General features: G+C 73.8%; 21 protein-coding genes. 9 read left to right on the forward strand and 12 right to left on the reverse strand.

Annotation, left to right across the window (positions count from 1 at the left end):
- Positions 1–9 precede the first annotated feature (9 nt).
- From priA to hisD, 6 genes are read right to left on the reverse strand one after another with little or no spacing between them, the layout of a single operon-like run.
- Positions 10–735, reverse strand: a complete 726-nt coding sequence (gene priA / locus C7C46_RS03000; protein WP_110665335.1) for a bifunctional 1-(5-phosphoribosyl)-5-((5-phosphoribosylamino)methylideneamino)imidazole-4-carboxamide isomerase/phosphoribosylanthranilate isomerase PriA — start codon at positions 733–735, stop codon at positions 10–12.
- A 37-nt stretch (positions 736–772) separates the two neighbouring features.
- A complete protein-coding gene (gene hisH, locus C7C46_RS03005; protein WP_110665337.1) occupies positions 773–1,408 on the reverse strand; it encodes an imidazole glycerol phosphate synthase subunit HisH in 636 nt (211 codons plus the stop codon).
- A gap of 17 nt (positions 1,409–1,425) precedes the next feature.
- The gene (locus tag C7C46_RS34715; protein ID WP_181442158.1) at positions 1,426–1,578 is read right to left on the reverse strand and encodes a hypothetical protein; all 153 of its coding nucleotides are present in this window, start codon (positions 1,576–1,578) and stop codon (positions 1,426–1,428) included.
- Positions 1,575–2,168, reverse strand: a complete 594-nt coding sequence (hisB, locus tag C7C46_RS03010) for an imidazoleglycerol-phosphate dehydratase HisB (protein WP_110665339.1) — start codon at positions 2,166–2,168, stop codon at positions 1,575–1,577. Before hisB ends, C7C46_RS34715 begins: the two co-directional genes overlap by 4 nt.
- 5 nt (positions 2,169–2,173) lie before the next feature.
- On the reverse strand, positions 2,174–3,271 hold the full coding sequence (locus C7C46_RS03015) for a histidinol-phosphate transaminase (protein ID WP_245984069.1): 1,098 nt from the start codon (positions 3,269–3,271) through the stop codon (positions 2,174–2,176).
- Positions 3,268–4,575: a histidinol dehydrogenase gene (gene hisD, locus C7C46_RS03020; RefSeq protein WP_110665341.1), complete on the reverse strand. Its 1,308-nt coding sequence runs from the start codon at positions 4,573–4,575 to the stop codon at positions 3,268–3,270. Before hisD ends, C7C46_RS03015 begins: the two co-directional genes overlap by 4 nt.
- A 110-nt stretch (positions 4,576–4,685) precedes the next feature.
- Between hisD and C7C46_RS03025 the strand changes: the two genes are divergently transcribed.
- The 4 genes from C7C46_RS03025 to ybaK all read left to right on the forward strand — a co-directional run bounded on the left by C7C46_RS03025 (position 4,686) and on the right by ybaK (position 8,361).
- Entirely contained in the window at positions 4,686–6,449 is a 1,764-nt protein-coding gene (locus C7C46_RS03025) for an oxidoreductase (protein ID WP_110665343.1), read from the forward strand.
- A 34-nt stretch (positions 6,450–6,483) separates the two neighbouring features.
- Positions 6,484–6,993 carry a DinB family protein gene (locus C7C46_RS03030; protein WP_110665345.1) on the forward strand — a complete coding sequence of 170 codons (510 nt, stop codon included), beginning with the start codon at positions 6,484–6,486 and terminating at the stop codon, positions 6,991–6,993.
- 106 nt (positions 6,994–7,099) lie between these two features.
- Positions 7,100–7,828, forward strand: a complete 729-nt coding sequence (locus C7C46_RS03035; protein ID WP_110665347.1) for an LON peptidase substrate-binding domain-containing protein — start codon at positions 7,100–7,102, stop codon at positions 7,826–7,828.
- A 38-nt stretch (positions 7,829–7,866) separates the two neighbouring features.
- Complete coding sequence (ybaK, locus tag C7C46_RS03040) at positions 7,867–8,361, forward strand: Cys-tRNA(Pro) deacylase (protein ID WP_110665349.1); 495 nt, start codon at positions 7,867–7,869, stop codon at positions 8,359–8,361.
- On the opposite strand, the gene C7C46_RS34720 is transcribed toward ybaK, so the two are convergent.
- The 6 genes from C7C46_RS34720 to C7C46_RS03070 all read right to left on the reverse strand — a co-directional run bounded on the left by C7C46_RS34720 (position 8,314) and on the right by C7C46_RS03070 (position 14,535).
- Positions 8,314–9,087, reverse strand: coding sequence for a hypothetical protein (locus C7C46_RS34720; protein ID WP_181442159.1), 774 nt, complete (start codon positions 9,085–9,087; stop codon positions 8,314–8,316). The genes ybaK and C7C46_RS34720 overlap by 48 nt on opposite strands.
- 52 nt (positions 9,088–9,139) lie before the next feature.
- Complete coding sequence (locus C7C46_RS03050; protein ID WP_110665351.1) at positions 9,140–9,958, reverse strand: ABC transporter permease; 819 nt, start codon at positions 9,956–9,958, stop codon at positions 9,140–9,142.
- On the reverse strand, positions 9,955–10,908 hold the full coding sequence (locus C7C46_RS03055) for an ABC transporter ATP-binding protein (RefSeq protein WP_181442160.1): 954 nt from the start codon (positions 10,906–10,908) through the stop codon (positions 9,955–9,957). The genes C7C46_RS03050 and C7C46_RS03055 overlap by 4 nt, the downstream gene beginning before the upstream one ends.
- Before the next feature lie 75 nt (positions 10,909–10,983).
- Positions 10,984–12,180, reverse strand: a complete 1,197-nt coding sequence (locus C7C46_RS03060) for an NYN domain-containing protein (protein WP_110665356.1) — start codon at positions 12,178–12,180, stop codon at positions 10,984–10,986.
- A gap of 266 nt (positions 12,181–12,446) precedes the next feature.
- Positions 12,447–13,475 (reverse strand): aspartate-semialdehyde dehydrogenase, encoded by a 1,029-nt coding sequence (locus tag C7C46_RS03065; protein ID WP_110665359.1) that lies wholly within the window; start codon positions 13,473–13,475, stop codon positions 12,447–12,449.
- 97 nt (positions 13,476–13,572) lie between these two features.
- Complete coding sequence (locus tag C7C46_RS03070; protein ID WP_110665361.1) at positions 13,573–14,535, reverse strand: dihydrodipicolinate synthase family protein; 963 nt, start codon at positions 14,533–14,535, stop codon at positions 13,573–13,575.
- A 72-nt stretch (positions 14,536–14,607) separates the two neighbouring features.
- Between C7C46_RS03070 and C7C46_RS03075 the strand changes: the two genes are divergently transcribed.
- The 5 genes from C7C46_RS03075 to C7C46_RS03095 all read left to right on the forward strand — a co-directional run bounded on the left by C7C46_RS03075 (position 14,608) and on the right by C7C46_RS03095 (position 18,334).
- Positions 14,608–15,576, forward strand: coding sequence for a LysR family transcriptional regulator (locus C7C46_RS03075; RefSeq protein ID WP_110665364.1), 969 nt, complete (start codon positions 14,608–14,610; stop codon positions 15,574–15,576).
- Positions 15,577–15,663: 87 nt separating this feature from the next.
- Positions 15,664–16,407: an RDD family protein gene (locus C7C46_RS03080; RefSeq protein WP_110665366.1), complete on the forward strand. Its 744-nt coding sequence runs from the start codon at positions 15,664–15,666 to the stop codon at positions 16,405–16,407.
- Positions 16,408–16,523: 116 nt separating this feature from the next.
- A complete protein-coding gene (locus C7C46_RS03085; RefSeq protein WP_110665369.1) occupies positions 16,524–17,012 on the forward strand; it encodes an ATP-binding protein in 489 nt (162 codons plus the stop codon).
- A gap of 96 nt (positions 17,013–17,108) precedes the next feature.
- A complete protein-coding gene (locus C7C46_RS03090; protein WP_110665372.1) occupies positions 17,109–17,348 on the forward strand; it encodes a DUF397 domain-containing protein in 240 nt (79 codons plus the stop codon).
- A gap of 95 nt (positions 17,349–17,443) precedes the next feature.
- Complete coding sequence (locus C7C46_RS03095; protein WP_110665374.1) at positions 17,444–18,334, forward strand: JmjC domain-containing protein; 891 nt, start codon at positions 17,444–17,446, stop codon at positions 18,332–18,334.
- Positions 18,335–18,361 lie beyond the last annotated feature (27 nt).

An 18,361-nucleotide genomic window follows, 5' to 3' on the forward strand; every position in this document is an offset into this window, starting at 1 on the left:
GAGGGTCCGTCACGATGACACAGCCTCCAGGGCCTCTTCGAGGGTGAACTTCTGCTCGTAGAGGGCCTTGCCGACGATCGAGCCCTCGACGCCCTCCGGCACCAGGGTGGCGATCGCGCGCAGGTCGGCCAGGGAGGACACGCCGCCGGAGGCGACCACGGGCTTGTCGGTGGCGGCGCAGACGTTGCGCAGCAGTTCCAGGTTGGGGCCGGTCAGGGTGCCGTCCCGGTTGACGTCGGTGACCACGTAGCGGGCGCAGCCCTCGGAGTCGAGGCGGGCCAGCACCTCGTACAGGTCGCCGCCGTCGCGGGTCCAGCCGCGCCCGCGCAGCGTGGTGCCGACCACGTCCAGGCCGACCGCGATCCGGTCGCCGTGCTCGGCGATCACCTTGGCCACCCACTCGGGGGACTCCAGCGCGGCGGTGCCCAGGTTGACCCGGGTGCAGCCGGTGGCCAGCGCGGCGGCCAGCGACTCGTCGTCGCGGATGCCGCCGGACAGCTCGACCTTGATGTCCAGCGCGCCGGTCACCTCGCGCAGCAGGTCCCGGTTGGAACCGGTGCCGAAGGCGGCGTCGAGGTCGACCAGGTGCAGCCACTCGGCGCCGGCGGCCTGCCAGGCGAGCGCGGCGGCCAGCGGCTCGCCGAAGGAGGTCTCGGTGCCGGAGGCGCCCTTGACCAGGCGGACCGCCTGGCCGTCACGGACGTCGACGGCGGGAAGCAGTTCGAGGCGGCTCATCGTTGGCTACTTTCCGTGCTTTGGGGGTGTCGGGAGCTCAGAGGGTGTTGACCCAGTTGGTGAGCAGGGCGGCGCCGGCGTCACCTGACTTCTCGGGGTGGAATTGGGTGGCCCACAGCGGACCGTTCTCCACCGCGGCGACGAACGGCTCGCCGTGGGTGGTCCAGCTGACCAGCGGGGCGTGCAGCCGCGCGCTGTGCACCTCCAGCTCCCAGCGGCGCACCGCGTAGGAGTGCACGAAGTAGAACCGGGTGTCCTGGTCCAGCCCGGCGAAGAGGCGGCTGCCCGCGGGGGCGTCGACGGTGTTCCAGCCCATGTGCGGGATGACCGGCGCCTGCAGCGGCTCGACGGTGCCGGGCCACTCGTCGCAGCCCGCGCTCTCCACCCCGTGCTCGACCCCGCGCTCGAACAGGATCTGCATGCCGACGCAGATCCCCAGCACCGGTCGGCCGCCGGCCAGCCTGCGGCCGATGACCTGCTCGCCGCGCACCGCCTTCAGCCCGCGCATGCAGGCCTCGAAGGCGCCGACGCCGGGGACCAGCAGCCCGTCCGCGTCCAGGGCCTGCTGGAAGTCCGAGGTGACGGTGACGTTCGCCCCGGTGCGCTCCACCGCGCGCTGCGCCGAGCGCAGGTTGCCCGAACCGTAGTCGAGCACCACGACGTTCTTCGCCATCTGTCGTCCTCCCGCTGCTAGAGGCGCATGATGCCTGCGGACAGGCACATGACCGAACCGACGGCGAGCACGGCGATGACGCCCCTGGAGACCTTCTGCTTCCAGAAGGAGAAGACGCCGCCGGCCAGGAAGAGGCCGACGAAGATGAACGCGACAGCGGACTTGCTCACAGCGCACCCTTGGTCGAGGGGAGGATCCCGGCCGCCCGCGGGTCGAACTCGGCGGCGTAGCGCAGGGCCCGGGCGAGGGCCTTGAACTGGCACTCCACGATGTGGTGCGCGTTGCGACCGTACGGCACGTGCACGTGCAGGGCGATCTGGGCCTGGGCGGTGAAGGACTCCAGGATGTGCCGGGTCATCGTCGTGTCGTAGCTGCCGATCATCGGCGCCATGTTCTGCGGCTCGGTGTGCACCAGGTACGGGCGGCCGGACAGGTCGACGGTGACCTGGGCCAGCGACTCGTCCAGCGGCACCGTGCAGTTGCCGAACCGGTAGATGCCCACCTTGTCGCCGAGCGCCTGCTTGAAGGCGGCGCCGAGCGCGAGGGCGGTGTCCTCGATGGTGTGGTGGGTGTCGATGTGCAGGTCGCCCTCGGTCTTCACGGTGAGGTCGAACAGACCGTGCCGGCCGAGCTGGTCGAGCATGTGGTCGTAGAACCCGACGCCCGTGGAGATGTCGGTCACCCCGGTGCCGTCGAGGTCGATCTCGACCAGGACCGAGGTCTCCTTGGTGGTGCGCTCCACGCGCCCGATGCGGGACATTGGGTCTACAGCTCCTTGATCACGGTGGCGACGGCGGCCAGGAACGCGTCGTTCTCCTCGGGGGTGCCCGCGGTGACGCGCAGGCGGCCGGGGACGCCGTTGTTGCGGACCAGCACGCCGTGGTCGAGGAGCGCGCGCCAGACGGCCTGCGGGTCCTCGAAGACGCCGAACTGGACGAAGTTGGAGTCGGAGTCGGTGACCTCCAGGCCCAGGGCGCGCAGCGCCCCGACCACCCGGTCGCGCTCCTGCTTGAGCCGCTGGACGTAGCCGAGCAGCGTGTCGGTGTGCTCCAGGCAGGCCAGCGCGGTGGCCTGGGTGACGGCCGACAGGTGGTACGGCAGCCGGACCAGCTGCACCGCGTCGACCACGGCCGGATCGGCGGCCAGGTAGCCCAGGCGCAGGCCGGCCGCGCCGAAGGCCTTGGACATGGTGCGGGTGACCACCAGCAGCGGGCGCCCGGTCAGCAGCCCCAGCAGCGACTCGCGGTGCGAGAACTCGACGTACGCCTCGTCCACCACCACCAGGACCGGCTTGACCGCCTGCGCGGCCTCGTACAGCCGCAGCACCGTCTCGGCGGCGACCGCGGTGCCGGTGGGGTTGTTGGGCGAGCAGACGAACAGCACGTCCGGGCGGTGCTCGGCCAGGGCCGCCACCGCCGCGTCCAGGTCGATGGTGAAGTCGGCCCGGCGCGGGCCGGCGATCCACCGGGTGCCGGTGCCGCGCGAGATCAGCTCGTGCATCTGGTAGCTGGGCTCGAAGCCGAGCGCGCTGCGGCCGGGGCCGCCGAAGGTCTGCAGCAGCTGCTGGATGACCTCGTTGGAGCCGTTGGCCGCCCACACCTGCTCGCGGGTGAGCGGGTGGCCGCTGGTGCGGGTCAGGTAGGCCGCCAGGCCCTCGCGCAGCTCCACCGCGTCCCGGTCCGGGTAGCGGTTGAGGTGGCGGGCCGCCTCGGCCACCCGCTCGGCGATCCGGGCCACCAGCGGCTCGGGCAGCGGGTACGGGTTCTCGTTGGTGTTCAGCTGCACCGGGACGGTCAGCTGCGGGGCGCCGTACGGCGACTGGCCGCGCAGCTCCGCACGGATCGGCAGGTCGTCGATCTTCACGTGTTCGGGACCGTCCAGTCGAAGCGGGCGCGGACGGCGTCGCCGTGGCCGGGCAGGTCCTCGGCGTCGGCCAGGGTGACCACGTGCGCGGCGACCTCGGCCAGCGCCTGCTTGCTGTAGTCGACCACGTGGATGCCGCGCAGGAAGGACTGCACCGACAGGCCGGAGGAGTGGCAGGCGCAGCCGGCGGTGGGCAGCACATGGTTGGAGCCGGCCGCGTAGTCGCCCAGCGAGACCGGGGCGTACCGGCCGACGAAGACCGCGCCGGCGTTGCGCACCCGGGCGGCCACCGCGGCCGCGTCCCGGGTCTGGATCTCCAGGTGCTCGGCGGCGTAGGCGTTGGCCACCGCCAGGCCCTGCGTCAGGTCGTCCACCAGCACGACCGCCGACTGCCGGCCGCCGAGCGCGGTGGTCACCCGCTCGCGGTGCTTGGTCCGCGCGACCTGCTCGACCAGAGCGGCCTCGACCGCCTCGGCCAGCGCGACCGAGTCGGTGACCAGCACCGAGGCGGCCATCGGGTCGTGCTCGGCCTGGCTGATCAGGTCGGCGGCCACCTCGCCGGCGTCGGCGGTGTCGTCGGCCAGCACCAGGATCTCGGTGGGACCCGCCTCGGCGTCGATCCCGATCCGGCCCTTGAGCAGCCGCTTGGCGGCGGCCACGTAGATGTTGCCGGGGCCGGTCACCAGGTTGACCGGGGCGCACTCCTCGGTGCCGTAGGCGAACATCGCCACCGCCTGGGCGCCGCCGACCGCGTACACCTCGGTGACGCCGAGCAGCGCGCAGGCGGCCAGCACCGCGGGGTGCACCTTGCCCGCGAAGTCCTTCTGCGGCGGCGAGGTGACCGCGATGCCCGCAACGCCCGCCTCCTGGGCCGGGACCACGTTCATCACCACGGAGGACGGGTAGACCGCCAGGCCGCCGGGGACGTAGAGGCCGACCCGGTCCATCGGGACCCAGCGCTCGGTCACCGTGCCACCGGGCACCACCTGGGTGGTGTGGTCGGTGCGGCGCTGCGCCCGGTGGACGATCCGGACCCGCCGGATGGTCTCCTCCAGCGCGGCCCGCACCTTCGGGTCCAGCGTCGTGAGCGCGTCGGTGATCTCCTGCTGCGGGACCCGGGTGGAGGCCAGCCGGACCCCGTCGAACCGCTCGGTGATCTCGATCAGCGCCGCCACGCCGCGATGGCGCACGTCCTCGCAGATCGGACGCACCTTCTCCAGGGCGTCCTCCACGTCGAACTCGGCACGGGGCAGCAGGTCCCGCGGATCGGAGGTGGATCCGCGCAGATCGATTCGAGAGATCACAGAGGCAAGTGTAAGGAGTGGCCGGAATCGGTGGTCCCGCATTTCAGTCCGTGATACGAACCCTGAGACGTGACGCGGGAAGACATTCGAAAACGGTGGGGGGATCGCAGATGGAGCAGGCTCCGGCGGGGTGGAGCGAGGTGGAGCAGCGGCTGTGGCGGGCGTTCGGCCGCGGCGACATCCTCGACCTGGCCAGTGGCGACCAGGCCGCGGACGACCCGGCCACCGGCGCGGCCTGGGGGGCCGAGCGCACGGTGCGGGCCGAGACGCTGGCCCGGGTGCTGCTCGCGGGGCCGGCCCCGGAGCCGGGGCGGGTGCGCGGGCTCAAGCTGGTCGGTGCCCGGATCGCGGGACGGCTCTGGCTGGCCGGCGGCCGGTTCGAGTCCTTCGTGGAACTGCACGACTGCTACTTCGACACCGGTGCGGTGCTCTCCGAGGCGCACGCCGGCACGGTCCGCCTCGACGGCTGCCACATCCCCCGGCTGGACGCCTCCCGGCTGGACACCAGCGGCGACCTGGTGCTGGCCCGGTGCACCGTGCTGTACGGGGTCCGGCTGACCGACGCGCAGATCGGCACCGACCTGATCGCCAACCACCTGCGGGTGGGCACCGACCAGTTCGGCCGCTCGTTCTCCGCCGACGGCATGACGGTGCACCAGGACTTCGAGGCGGACCGGCTGGAGTGCGACGGCGAGCTGAGCCTGCGCACCGCCCGGATCGGCGGCCGGTTCTCGCTGCGCGGCGCCCAGCTGCGCGGCCGCCCCGGCAAGATGAACTGCTTCAACGCGGCCCGCCTCAGCGTGGGCAGCACCTTCTACCTGACCGGCTGGCGCGATCCGAAGACGATGGCCCAGCCGCAGTCGCCGGACCGGGGCGGGCTGCTGGAGCCGGCGGCGGCCGGCCGGCCGAACGGGCCCGAGCTGCGCTACAGCCGCCCGGAGGGCGACCCGGGCCCCTACCGGTCCGCGCTGCCGCCCCAACGGCTCGGCGAGCGGGAGGGCGAGGGCCAGGAGGAGCTGGAGGAGGAGACCGAGGCGGCCACCCGGATGGTGTACGGCCAGGGCTTCGGCGAGGACCCGGAGAGCGGCATCCCGTTCCGCGCCTTCGGCGGCGTCCGGCTGGAGGACGCCCGGTTCGAGACCGCCTGCCTGATCAACTACGCGGAGTTCCACCTGGGCGAGGACCAGGAACTGTCGCTGCGCCGGATCCAGACGCCGGAGCTGCGGTTCACCTGCCCGGCCCCGCCGACCGGCAAGGTGGCGCTGTCCCGGGCCCGGGTCGGCAACCTGATCGACCGGCCCACCGCCTGGCCGCGCAACCACGAGGTGCGCCTGACCGGCTTCTCGTACGAGGCGCTGCGCTCCCCGGAGGGCGCCTACCAGAGCGTGCACCAGCGGATCGCGTGGCTGGACCAGGCGCTGGACACCTTCCACCCCGAGCCCTACGAGCAGCTGGCGGCCGCGCTGCGCCGGGACGGCCTGGACGACGACGCCCGCCAGGTCCAGTACGCCAAGCAGCAGCGCCGGGCCCGCACCCTGCCGGCGCCGGGGCGGGCCTGGTCCCGGCTGCAGGACATCACGGTCGGCTACGGCTACCGCCCCGGGCGGGCCGCGCTCTGGCTGCTCGCCGCCTGGGCGGTGGGCACCCTGTGGTTCGCCGGCCACCCGCCGGCCCCGGTCAAGGTGGACGAGCACCCGCACTGGAACCCCGCGCTGTACGCGGCCAGCCTGGTGCTGCCGATCGTCAACTTCGGCATGGACGGCTGGGCGCCGGCCGGGGTCGGCCAGTGGCTCAGCGCGGTGCTGGTGCTCTCCGGCTGGGTGCTGGCCTCCACCGTGGTGACGGGGGCGACCCGGGTGCTGCAGCGCGGCTGATCCGGTGCGCGGGCCGGCCGGTAGGGTGCCGGGCATGATCGACGACGACCGGACCGGCCCGCCCCACTTCGGCACCGAGCGCGAAATGCTGCGCGCCTTCCTGGAGTTCCACCGCGCGACGCTGGCGATCAAGTGCCGGGGGCTGACGGACGATCAGCTGCGCGAGCGCTCGATGCCGCCCTCCACGCTGACCCTGCTCGGGCTGGTGCGGCACATGGCCGAGGTGGAGCGCGCCTGGTTCCGGCGCACCTTCGAGGACCCCGAGGTGCCGATGGTCTGGTCGGACCAGGTGGACTTCCAGGCGGCCTACGACGCGAGCGGCTCCACCCGGTCCGAGGCGTTCGCCGCCTGGGAGGCGGAGGTGGCGCACTCGCGCCGCGTCGAGGCGGCCGCCGAGTCGCTGGACACGGCGGGCTACCAGCCGCGGTGGGAGGAGGAGGTGTCGCTGCGCATGGTGCTGCTGCACGTGCTGCTCGACTACGCGCGGCACAACGGCCACGCCGACTTCCTGCGCGAGGGCATCGACGGCGTGACCGGGGCCTGAGGCCCCGGTCACGCCGTCCGGGCCTCAGGCCCCGTCGGCCGGCAGGCCCACAGGGCGCCCGGTACCGCGAACCGCGGTGGCCGGTGCGGCGGCTACGCTGTGCGCCGTGACAGAACGGCTGCCCATCTTCCCGCTCAACGCGGTGCTCTACCCCGGTCTGGTGCTCCCGCTGCACGTCTTCGAGGAACGCTACCGCCGGCTGGTCGCCGATCTGCTGGCCGAGCCCGAGGGGCGGCCGCGGCGGTTCGGCGTGCTGGCGATCAAGGACGGGCGCGAGGTCGCGCCGGTGACCGAGGACGGCGGGACGGCCGGACCCCTGGACGGCCTGGGCACCGAGACCGGCGATCCGCTGGAGGCGCTCTACCACATCGGGTGCGTGGCCGACGTGGCCTCGGTGACGCCGCAGCAGGACGGGCGGTACGAGCTGCTGGTGACCGGGACCACCCGGTTCCGGCTGCGCGCGGTGGACACCGCCGGGCCGTACCTGGTGGGCCAGTGCGAGCCGATCGCCGAGCAGCCCGGGAACGGGGCGGGCGCGTTGGCGGGCGGGGTGGAGCGGGCCTTCCGGACCTACCAGAAGCGGCTGGCCGGGGCCCGGCAGTCCAGCCTGGCGGGCGAGCAGGAGCTGCCGGACGACCCGCAGGTGCTCTCCTACCTGGTGGCCGCCGCCGCGGTCCTGGAGGTCCCGGTCAAACAGCGCCTGCTCGCCTGCGCGGACACCACCGAGCGCCTCGCCGCCGAACTCGACCTGCTGCGCCGCGAGACCGCCCTGCTGAACTGGCTCCCGTCGGTCCCGGCCGTCGACCTGACCAGGCAGCAGTTCAGCCCGAACTGAGCCACACCCAGACCTGGAGCGACCGGGAGGCCGCCACCGTGCCCAAGAAGAAGTCCCCCGCCGGCGGTACCCCCGCGACGGTGGCGCTGGCCGCGGCCGGGGTGGTGTTCGCGGTGCACGAGTACCCGCACGATCCGGCGGCTGCCTCGTACGGCGACGAGGCGGCGCAGGCGCTCGGGGTGGCTCCGGAGCGGGTGTTCAAGACCCTGGTGGCCGAGCTGGACGGCGCGCTGGTGGTCGGCGTCGTCCCCGTGGCCGGCCGCCTCGACCTCAAGGCGCTGGCCGCCGCCCTGGGCGGCAAGCGGGCCACCATGGCCGACCCTGCCAAGGCCGAGCGCTCCAGCGGCTACGTGCTCGGCGGCATCTCCCCGCTCGGCCAGCGCAAGCAGCTGCGCACCGTGCTCGACACCGGCGCGCTGGCCCACCCGACGGTCTACGTCTCGGCCGGCCGCCGCGGCCTGGAGGTGGAGCTGGCCCCCGCCGACCTACTGCGCCTGACGGGTGCCGTCACCGCCGAGATCGGCCGGGGCTGACGGAGCGTCGGCCGGGCCGCCGACCGCGGGCGGCTCCGGCGGAGCGTCCACCGGAGCCGACGGGGCGTCAGCCGGGCCGGTCGGCGGGGCGTGCGGGTCGTCCAGCGGAGTCGTCCCCGCCCCCCACTGCGGGCCCGCCCAGTACGGCGGCGGGTCCTCCTCGCGCTTGCCGAAGGCCGCCGTCAGCGCCAGCAGCACCACCATCGCGCAGATCGGCCAGGCGAACAGGGCCCCCTTGGCCTGCAGTTCGAGCGCCTCGTGGAAGCTGTGCCCGTCCCCGGCCGCCTTGGCCGCCGCGACCAGGTCCGAGGTCGGCCCGAGGGCCTGGCCCAGCCACATCCCGATGAACGAGCCCAGCACCGCCCCGGCGCCCAGGCCCACCGCCACCGCGATACCGCCGCCGCGCCGCCGGGTGGCGAAGAACGCGGCCGCTGCCGTGACCAGCCCGAAGCCCAGCCCGAGCAGCACGAAGGTGCCGTCTCCCCCCGCCCGCTGCTCGCCCTCGGGGTCCACGTAGAGCACCGACTGCCCGTGCACCACCAGCGGCACCTCAGGCGCCAGCCAGTACCACATCGCCCCCAGCAGCAGGCCGAGCAGCGCACAGCCGACGCCGATCAGCGCGCCGACGCCGAGCTCGGCGGGCAGCCGTTCGAACAGGACGGTTCTGGCCGACGGGGTCGGCGGGACGAGCAGCTCGCCGTCCAAGGGGGTGTTCGGTTCGGTCACGCGCCCCATCGTGTCACGCCGCGCCCCACCAGGGGGCCAACGGGTACCGGGCCTACCGCGTGGTGGCCCGGCGGTACGCGTAGGTGGCCAGGGTCAGCGAGACCAGCCCGACGCCCGCGCAGACCGCGAGGTCGCCCAGCACCGCGGGCCAGGCGGGCGCGGGCGCGAAACTGCGGGCGAAGGCGTCCACTCCGTAGGTCGAGGGCAGCAGGTCGCGCAGCAGCCGGATCGCCTGCGGCAGCCGCCCCGCCGGCAGCACGCCCAGCAGCAGCGCCGCCGACATGCCGAGCTGGCCGAGCAGGGTGGCGATCTCCTGCTTGGGGGCCAGCAGCCCGAGCGCCGCGCCGAGCCCGGACAGCGCCGCCCCGGCCAGTGGCACCACCGCCAGCAGCACCCACAGGTGGGTGAGCGGTAGTTGGAAGAACCAGGCGCCGAAGCCGGCCGTGACCAGCGCGCCGGGCAGGGTGAACGAGGCGTACGCGGCGGCCGCGCCGAGCACCACCGAGGCGGGCGGCACCGGCAGCGTCGCGTAGTGGTCCAGCCCGCCGGTGGCGCGCAGCCGGCCGAAGTACTGGGCCAGCAGGTTGAGCGCCACGAACGCCACCACCAGCACGCTGGAGCCGGCCACCACCGCGCGCGCGGACGGGTTGTCGCCGCCGTCCACCACGCCGCGCATCATCACCAGGATGCCGACCGACTGGAAGGTGGCGACGAACATCAGCGGGATCCGGGCCACCTTGGCCCGGGCCAGCTGCGCCCGGTACACCGCCGCCAGGGCCGGCAGCAGCCGGGCGGCGGGGGCGAGCGGGGCCGGTCCGGTGGCCGCGGCGCGCGGCGCGGTGCCGGTTTCGGTGTCGGAGAGCACGGTCACTTCGCCAGTCCTCCGCGCCGGCCGCCCAGCTGGAGGTAGGCGTCCTCCAGGCTGGCGGTGGTCAGGGTGAAGTCGTCCAGCGCGGCGAAGGCCGGCCCCGTGGTCACCGCGGCGACCAGTTCCCTGGCCTCCTCGGGGCTGGTCCGCACCGACCAGCGGCGCCCGGTCCGTTCGGCCCGCTCGGCCAGGCCCGCCACCGCGGCCACCTGCAGCGGCGGCTCGGTCCGCCAGACCAGGTCCAGCCGGACGTCGCCGGCCACCAGCGCCTTCAGGCCGCCCGGTGTGTCGCAGGCGATCACCCGGCCCTGGTCCAGCACCGCGACCCGGTCCAGCACCGTCTCGGCCTCGATCACGTTGTGGGTGACCAGCAGCACGGTGGTGCCGCGTTCGGCCCGGCGGCGGTCCACCGCGGTCCACACCGCGCGGCGGGCCACCGGGTCCATGCCGGTGGTCGGCTCGTCCAGTACCAGCAGCGGGCGCTCGCCGACCAGCGTGGCGGCGAAGCAGGCCAGTCGGCGCTGCCCGCCGGAGAGCTTGGCGAGCGGGCGGCCGGCCAGCGGCTCCAGGTCCAGCTCGGCGAGCACCTCGGCGCTCTCGGCCCGGGCCGCGGCCCGGGACAGCCCGCGCAGCCGGCCGGTGGTCTCGGCGGCCAGGGCCACGGTGAGCTCGTCCAGTGCGGTGGACTCCTGGCCCAGGTAGCCGAGCAGCCGGGCGGCCCGCTCGGGGTGGCGGACCACGTCGTGGCCGAGGATCTCCACGCTGCCCGCGTCCGGGCGCAGCAGCCCGGTCAGCTGCCGGACCAGGGTGGACTTGCCGGCTCCGTTGGGGCCGAGCAGGCCGAAGACCTCGCCCTGGCGGATCTCCAGGTCGACCCCGTCGTTGGCACGGATCTGGCCGTGGTTCTTGGTGAGGCCCCGGACGGAGCAGCAGGGCGGTGGGGCGTCACTCACGGCCAAGACTCTACGCGCCGGATCCCCCCGGTCGGACCCGGGGTCACCCGGACCGGGCAGCGCCCACCTGGGGGATCAGTCGTCCACCACGATCAGTTCGCCGCCCGGCACCCGGGTCGCCAGCTCCTTCCAGAAGCCGGCCCGGATCGCGTACCTGTCGTGCTCGTCGATCTGGTCGTCCTTGTGCGCGAGCAGGCCGAACCGGGCCGCGTACCGCAGCAGCTCGCCGTCCACCCGGTGCGGGACGCGCGGGTAGTCGGACCAGAGCAGGGTGAGCCGCTCCTTGTCGCCGAGCCGGTCCGTCCAGCGGCGGGCGAAGACCTGGCCGACCTCGTGCGGGTCGCCGCCGATCGCGGTGATGTCCTCCTCGCGGTCGGCCCAGCGCTGCTCGGCGGTGGTCAGCTGGGCCAGCGTGGGCAGCGCGTCGGCGGCGGTGGTCAGGTCGGTCGGCCCGCGGTCCACGTAGCCGCGGTCGGAGGACCAGCGCAGCACCGGGCCGGTGGCGGCCGCGGCGGCGGGCGGCTGGGGGTGGGCGGCGTGCACGGCGGCGGCCCGGCCGGCCAGGTCCTTGGGGGTGGGGACCACCTTGAGCGCGGCCGCCGGCAGCTGCGGCTCGGCCGGCGGTTCGGGCGCCTGGGCCGCAGCGGGGCGGGCGGTCGGCGGGGCGGCCAGGATCTTGGCGATCTCCGGCGGCGGGCCGGCCGGCGGGAAGGCGACGGCGGGTTCGCGCAGCCGCACCGAGCGGGTGATCCACTCGCGGTCCAGCACCCGGCGCTCGTCGGCCTCGCCGACCAGGTCCTCGGACTGGTTGAAGTCGCCGTCGGCGGCCTGCAGCGCCCACAGGTGCACGGCCACCCCGTGCTCCTTGGCCGACATCATCCCGGGCAGCAGGTCGCCGTCCCCGGTGACCAGCACCACGTCGGCACAGGCCCGGTTGCGGGCCAGCTCGGAGAGCTCGGCGTGCATCGCGGCGTCCACGCCCTTCTGCACCCAGCGGCCCTCGGCCCGGGTGAGCGCGCCCAGCCGCACGGTGACCCGGGGCAGCACCCGCAGTCGGCGGTGCTCGGGCAGCGGGCGGCGTTCGGGGGCGGCGTCGAACCAGTAGATCCGCAGCAGCGGCAGGCCGGTCTCCTCCTCCGCCCGTTCGCGCAGCGAGGCGATCAGCGCGGTGTGGTCCACCGTCACCCGCGACCGGGACGGCTCACCGGCCAGCAGACTGGCGGAGGCGCCCAGCAGGTACCCGGCGTCCACGAGGACAACGCAGCGGTCCACATCCGCACCTTTCTCCCGGTCGGCCCCCATGGTCTGTGCTGCTGACGCCGCCTGAGGAGCAGTCTGCCCGAGCAGGCACCTCGTAGGGACCCGGTCGGAGTGTTGCGGTTGCCTTTACCCTCCGAAGGCCCTGCGAATCACCCGACTGCCCCGGTCTTCCAGCAGTGACGGCAACGGTGACGAGGCGGTGACGGGACACGGGGCCGGGAACGCGAAGGGGTGCCCGCCCCGGTGGGAGCGGACACCCCGTCACGGGTGCCGAAGGGTCAGCCGCGCAGCTCGGCGGCGACCAGCTCGGCCAGCTGAACGGTGTTCAGCGCGGCGCCCTTGCGCAGGTTGTCGTTGGAGAGGAAGAGCGACAGGCCGTGCTCCACCGTCTCGTCCCGGCGGATCCGGCCGACGTAGCTCGGGTCCTGACCGGCCGCCTGCAGCGGGGTGGGAATGTCGGTGAGCACCACGCCGGGCGCGCCGTCGAGCAGCTCGACCGCGCGCTCGGGGCTGATCGGGCGCTCGAAGCGGGCGTGCACCTGGAGCGAGTGACCGGTGAAGACCGGGACCCGCACGCAGGTGCCGGCCACCTTGAGCTCCGGGATCTCCAGGATCTTGCGGCTCTCGAAGCGCAGCTTCTGCTCCTCGTCGGTCTCGTTCAGACCGTCGTCCACCAGCGAGCCGGCCAGCGGGACCACGTTGAAGGCGATCGGGCGGGCGTAGACCCTGGGCTCCGGGAAGGCCACCGCGGACCCGTCCAGGGCGAGGGCGGCGGCGCCGTCCACCACCTTGGCGGCCTGCTCCTGCAGCTCGGCCACGCCGGCCACGCCGCTGCCGGAGACCGCCTGGTAGGTGGCGACGACCAGCGCGGTCAGGCCGGCCTCGGCGTGCAGCGGGCGCAGCACCGGCATGGCGGCCATGGTGGTGCAGTTCGGGTTGGCGATGATCCCCTTGGGGCGGTCGGCGATCGCGTGCGGGTTGACCTCGGCCACCACCAGCGGGACCTCGGGGTCGCGGCGCCAGGCGGAGGAGTTGTCGATCACCACGGCGCCGGCGGCGGCGACCTTGGGCGCCAGCGCCTTGGAGGTGGCCCCGCCGGCCGAGAAGATCACGATGTCCAGACCGGCGTAGTCGGCCGTGCTCGCGTCCTCCACGGTGACCTCGCCGCCCTGCCAGGGCAGCGTCTTGCCGGCCGAGCGCGCCGAGGCGAACAGCCGCAGCTGCTCCACGGGGAAGGCGCGCTGCGCCAGGATCTCCCGGACGACGTGGCCCACCTGGCCGGTGGCCCCCACGATGCCGATCTTCATGCTTCCTCCTCGGTCAACCTGCTCTGACCCATCTTGCCTGTTCACCGCTTCCGCACCCGGCGGGTATTCACCTGGTGGACAGCTCCCTGGTACGGACTCACCGGACGGCCGGTGCGGTTGCCCGGCCCACCGCCGCGGTCGACCGGACGGCCGGTGCGGTCACCCGGTCCAGCGCCGAGGTCGCCGCCGCCACCGCCGCGGCGTCGGCCGGCAGCAGCGGCAGCCGGACCGCCAGGCTCGGGATCCGGCCCTGGGCGTGCAGCACGCCCTTGACCACCGCCGGGTTCGGCGCCGCGAAGCAGGCCGCCGAGAGCACCGCCAGCCGGTGCCCCAGCTCCCGGGCTCGCGCCGCCTGTCCGGCCGCCCACAGCTCGACCAGCTCCGCGAAGCGGTCGGTGGCCAGGTGCGCGGAGGCCATGATCCCGCCGGCCGCGCCGAGCGCCAGCAGCGGCGAGAGCAGCGCGTCGTCGGCGGCCAGCACCGCGAACCGGTCCGGCCGCGCCGCCAGCAGCATGACCGCGTCGGTGTCGATCCGGCCGCCGGCGTACTTCACACCCGCGACGCCGGGCAGCTCGGCCAGCTCCAGCAGCGCCGCGGCGTCCAGCTCCTGCCCGGTGCGGTAGGGGATGTGATAGATGATCAGCGGGACCGGGCTGGTTGCCGTCAACTCCTGAAAGTGCGCCAGCACGCCGGCCGCCCCGGGCCGGACGAACGGCGGCACCAGGGTCATCGCCAGCGTCCCCGCGGGCAGTGCACCCGGTCCGCCCAGCCCGGCGAGCGCGGCGACCACCGCCCGGGTGGACCCGCCCTCGACGCCGACCGTCAGCCGGGCGCCGCGCTCGCGGCACACCTCGGCGCAGATCCGCACCACCTCGGCCCGCTCCCCGGGCTCCAGCGCGGCCGGCTCGGCGGTGGTGCCGAGCGCGACCAGGCCGGCGGCGCCCTGGTCCAGCACCTCGTGGGCGAGCGCCCGCAGGGCGTCGGCGGCCAGCTCGCCGTGCTCGTCGAAGGGGGTGATCAGCGGGACGTGGATTCCGCGCAGTTCGGTGTCGGCGTTCATGGGGTCGACCCTCCCCCGCCCGGACTCTTCAGGTCTAGTTCGCTTTTCTGAGCCAACCCGTAAGCTGATCTGATGCTCGATGTCCGCCGCCTGCGCCTGCTGCGCGAACTCGCCCACCGCGGCACCATCGCCGCCGTCGCCGACGCGCTCGCCTTCACCCCTTCAGCCGTCTCGCAGCAGCTCACTGCCCTGGAGCGGGAAGCCGGGGTCACGCTGCTGGAACGCACCGGGCGCCGGGTGGCGCTCACCCCGGCCGCGCACCGCCTGGTCGGGCACGCGGAGGCGGTACTGGCCCGGCTGGAGCTGGCCGGCGCGGAGCTGGCCGAAGCCCGGCGCGGGCCGGCCGGACCGCTGCGGATCGGCACCTTCCCGTCCGCGGCCCGGGTGGTGATCCCGCCGGCCCTGGCGGCGCTCGCCCGGGACTGCCCGGACCTGGAGCCGATGGTCAGCGAGGTCGACCCGGCCGGGGTGGCCGACCTGCTGCGCTCGGGCGAGCTGGACGCGGCCCTGGTGCACGACTACGACTTCGCACCGTCCGAGCGCGACCCGGGGACCGAGCGCGAGCCGCTGTTCACCGAGCCGATGTACCTGGCCTCGCCGACGGCGCAACCGGCCGTCGCGGTGCCCGGGGCCGCAGCGGTGCCCGGCGCCGGAGCGGTGCCCGGCGCCGGGACGGGGACGGCGGAGGGGCTGGCGGCGCACCGCGACAGCGCGTGGATCGTGGCCAACCACGGCACCCGGTGCCACGCGGCGGCGATCGGGGCCTGCCGGGCCGCCGGCTTCACACCGCGGATCCGGCACCGGGTGGACGACTTCGACACCGTGCTGGCCCTGGTGGCGGCCGGCCAGGGGGTCGCCCTGGTGCCCCGGCTGGCGGTGCCGCAGCCGCCGGCCGCGGTCCGGCTGGAGCTGCTGGCGATGGAGCGGCGCACCGCGGTGGCGTTCCGCCAGGGGGCGGCGGGGCATCCGGCGGTCCGTGCGTTCACGGCGGCCGTGCGCGCCGCGCTTCCGCCCGATCTGTGCTGTTCAAGTAACAGTTGACACCCCGGTCTATCCGGCTGACGGTGCGTCCCGATAGAACATCAGGTGGCACAGTCGAGCAGATTCACCACCAGATGAGCGGGATTGATGAGCACTAACCAGCCCGGGTACGGCTACCCGTCGGATCCGAACAACCCCTACGGCCAGCAGCAGCCGCCGCAGTACGGTGGCGGTGCGCCTCAGGGCCCGTACGACCCGCAGCCGCCGCAGTACGGCCAGCAGCCGCCCGCCTACGGTGCGCCGCAGCAGCCGGGCTACGGCCAGCAGCCGCCGCAGTACGGCTACCCGCAGGACCAGGGGCAGCAGCCGCAGGCCCCGTACGGCTACCCGCAGGGCCAGCCGGGCTACGGCCAGCAGCCGCCGGTGGGCGGCCTGCCGCACTGGCTGCTGACCCCGAACCCGTACGGCCCGCAGCGCATCCTGGCCAGCCCCAGCGACCGCTTCCTGGCCCGCCTGATCGACTGGGCCGTGCTGATCATCCCGGTCATCCTGGTCCAGTTCGTGATCTTCGCCTCGGTCGGCACCTTCGTCAGCGGCATCTTCAGCGCCGTGGTCGTCTTCGGCTACGAGATCCTGATGCTGCTGACCCAGAACCAGCAGACCGTAGGCAAGAAGGCGATGAAGCTGCGCGTGGTCTCCGTCGCCACCGGCCAGCGCCCGACCGACAACGAGCTGTGGGCCCGCGCCGCGGTCTACGGCCTGCCCAGCGCCGTCTACTGCGTCGGCTCGCTGTTCAACCTGGTGAACGTGCTGTCGCTGCTCTGGGACAAGCCCCTGCAGCAGTGCTTCCACGACAAGGCCGCCAAGACCGTGGTGGTCAAGGAGTCCTGACGCTCCACCGGCCGATCCGGCCCCCGCCGCCCACCACGGGCGTCGGGGGCCGTTCCGTTGCCCGGCGCCCGACCACCAGCCCGCCCGTCCCGGCCGCGGCCTGGCCCCCGAGCACCATGGCGAGCACCGCGATCTCGGGCCCCTGGCCCCACAGCCACACCCCGAGCCCCGCCATCACCCCGACCGTGGCCACCCCGACCACCGCCACCCGGACCCGCACCGCCCACGCCCCGGACACCACCGCGGCCAACCAACCCACCACCGCCCCCGAGGCCACCTGCGAGGACCTCGAGGTGGCCATCTCCGAACTCGCCACGAACGCGGTGCGCGCCGCCGGTGCAGTCAACCGCCAAGGCGCCGCGTGGTCCTACCGGCTGACCGTCACGGCACACCCAGGTGCCCTGCACTTCGACGTCACGGACCCGAGCCCTGCCTTGCCCGTTCTCCGCGAGCCGGACCCGGTCGCCTGCCTCGACGCGCTCGCCGAGTCCGGGCGTGGCCTGCCCATGCTGCGCGGCTACGGGTTCACCTGGCGCCCCCTCCAGCACTACCGCTGGGGCAGCAAGACCATCCGCTATCAGCACCTGACCTCCCGGGCCCACTGAGCGCAGCACGCCGGGCCCACTCCGCTTTCCGCCGTCAACCGACAGCGGAATGGCAGGTCGCGCCTGCTGGCGCAACCAACCCGTGAAAGGTGAGACATGGACGACACCAGCCCCAACCTCTACGAGCGGGACGTGACCGGCCCCTTCGCCGCGCTGTGCGGCGGCGGGACCAACGACGGCTCCATGGAGGACTGCATCAGCGTGGCCGAGCTTGCCGGCGGCGGCTATGCCCTGGGAGACACCAAGGCCGACGGCGCGGGCCGAGAGCTGCGGATGACCCGCGACGAGATCACCAGCTTCGCCGAGGCCTGGCTGGCGCGGGAGCGCCAGGCCTGACCGGCTCGCCCGGCGAACGGCATCACCGTTCGAACCGTGGGGCGGCTGTGGCCGCCCCACGGCTCCTTCCACCTGACCCGAGCGAAGGACCAGCCATGTCCCTCACCTTTCTGATCGATGACCCCGAGGCCGTGCTTTCCAGTTGGCCGCGCGAGCCCAGGCGGTACCACCGTGACCCGCTCCTCTTCGAGCGTTACCTCACGCTCGCCGAGGTCGACCGGCTGATCGACACCAACTGCTTGGCCACACGCAACGTCTCCTTGCTCAAGAACAGCAAGATTTTGGAGCGCCACCTCTATGCGGACGAGGACCTCCCCCGGCCTGGCGCGCTACGGGAACACCTGAACGCCGGCGGAACGATCTCACTGCGCTCGCTGGAAAGGCTGGTCCCCGCCCTCGCGGACCTGCACCACGTGTTGCGCCAGGAGACCGGGTACGGAGTGCACGTCAACGCGTACCTGACGCCACCCGGGGCTCAGGGGCTCAAGTACCACTACGACCCGTACGTGACGCTGATCCTGCAGCTCTCCGGCCCCAAGGCATGGCCGGTGCACGATCCGTTCGTGGTGAACCCGGTCCGGGAGTACGGCTCCTACCACACCGACGGCTTCACGCCGGAGCAGTTGCGGTTCCTGGCCAACACTCCGCCGAAGGAGACATACACCCTCGCGCCAGGGGATGTCTTCTGGCTCCCGCGCGGCTATGTGCACTCTCCATACACGGTCGGTGACGCACCCTCCCTGCACCTGACCGTCGCTTTCAAAGAGCGCACGTATCACTGGGTGGCCGAGCGGATCGCTACCGAGGTACTGGCTCAAGCGCTGACCGATCCGGCGATGCGCGAAGAAGTACCACCTAGCACGATCACTGAGTACCCGGCCGGGGCCGTCCACCTGATGCGCAACTACCTGCTCGGTGCCTTGCTGCAGCTGAACGAGGACGAGATGTGCGCCCAGCTGGCAGCTGAGGCTCAGCGTCCGGTATGAGACGTCCGCGCGGAATCGGTGGCGCTC

This window comes from Streptomyces tateyamensis (assembly GCF_003205575.1).
GTDB classification, from domain to species: Bacteria; Actinomycetota; Actinomycetes; order Streptomycetales; family Streptomycetaceae; genus Kitasatospora; species Kitasatospora tateyamensis.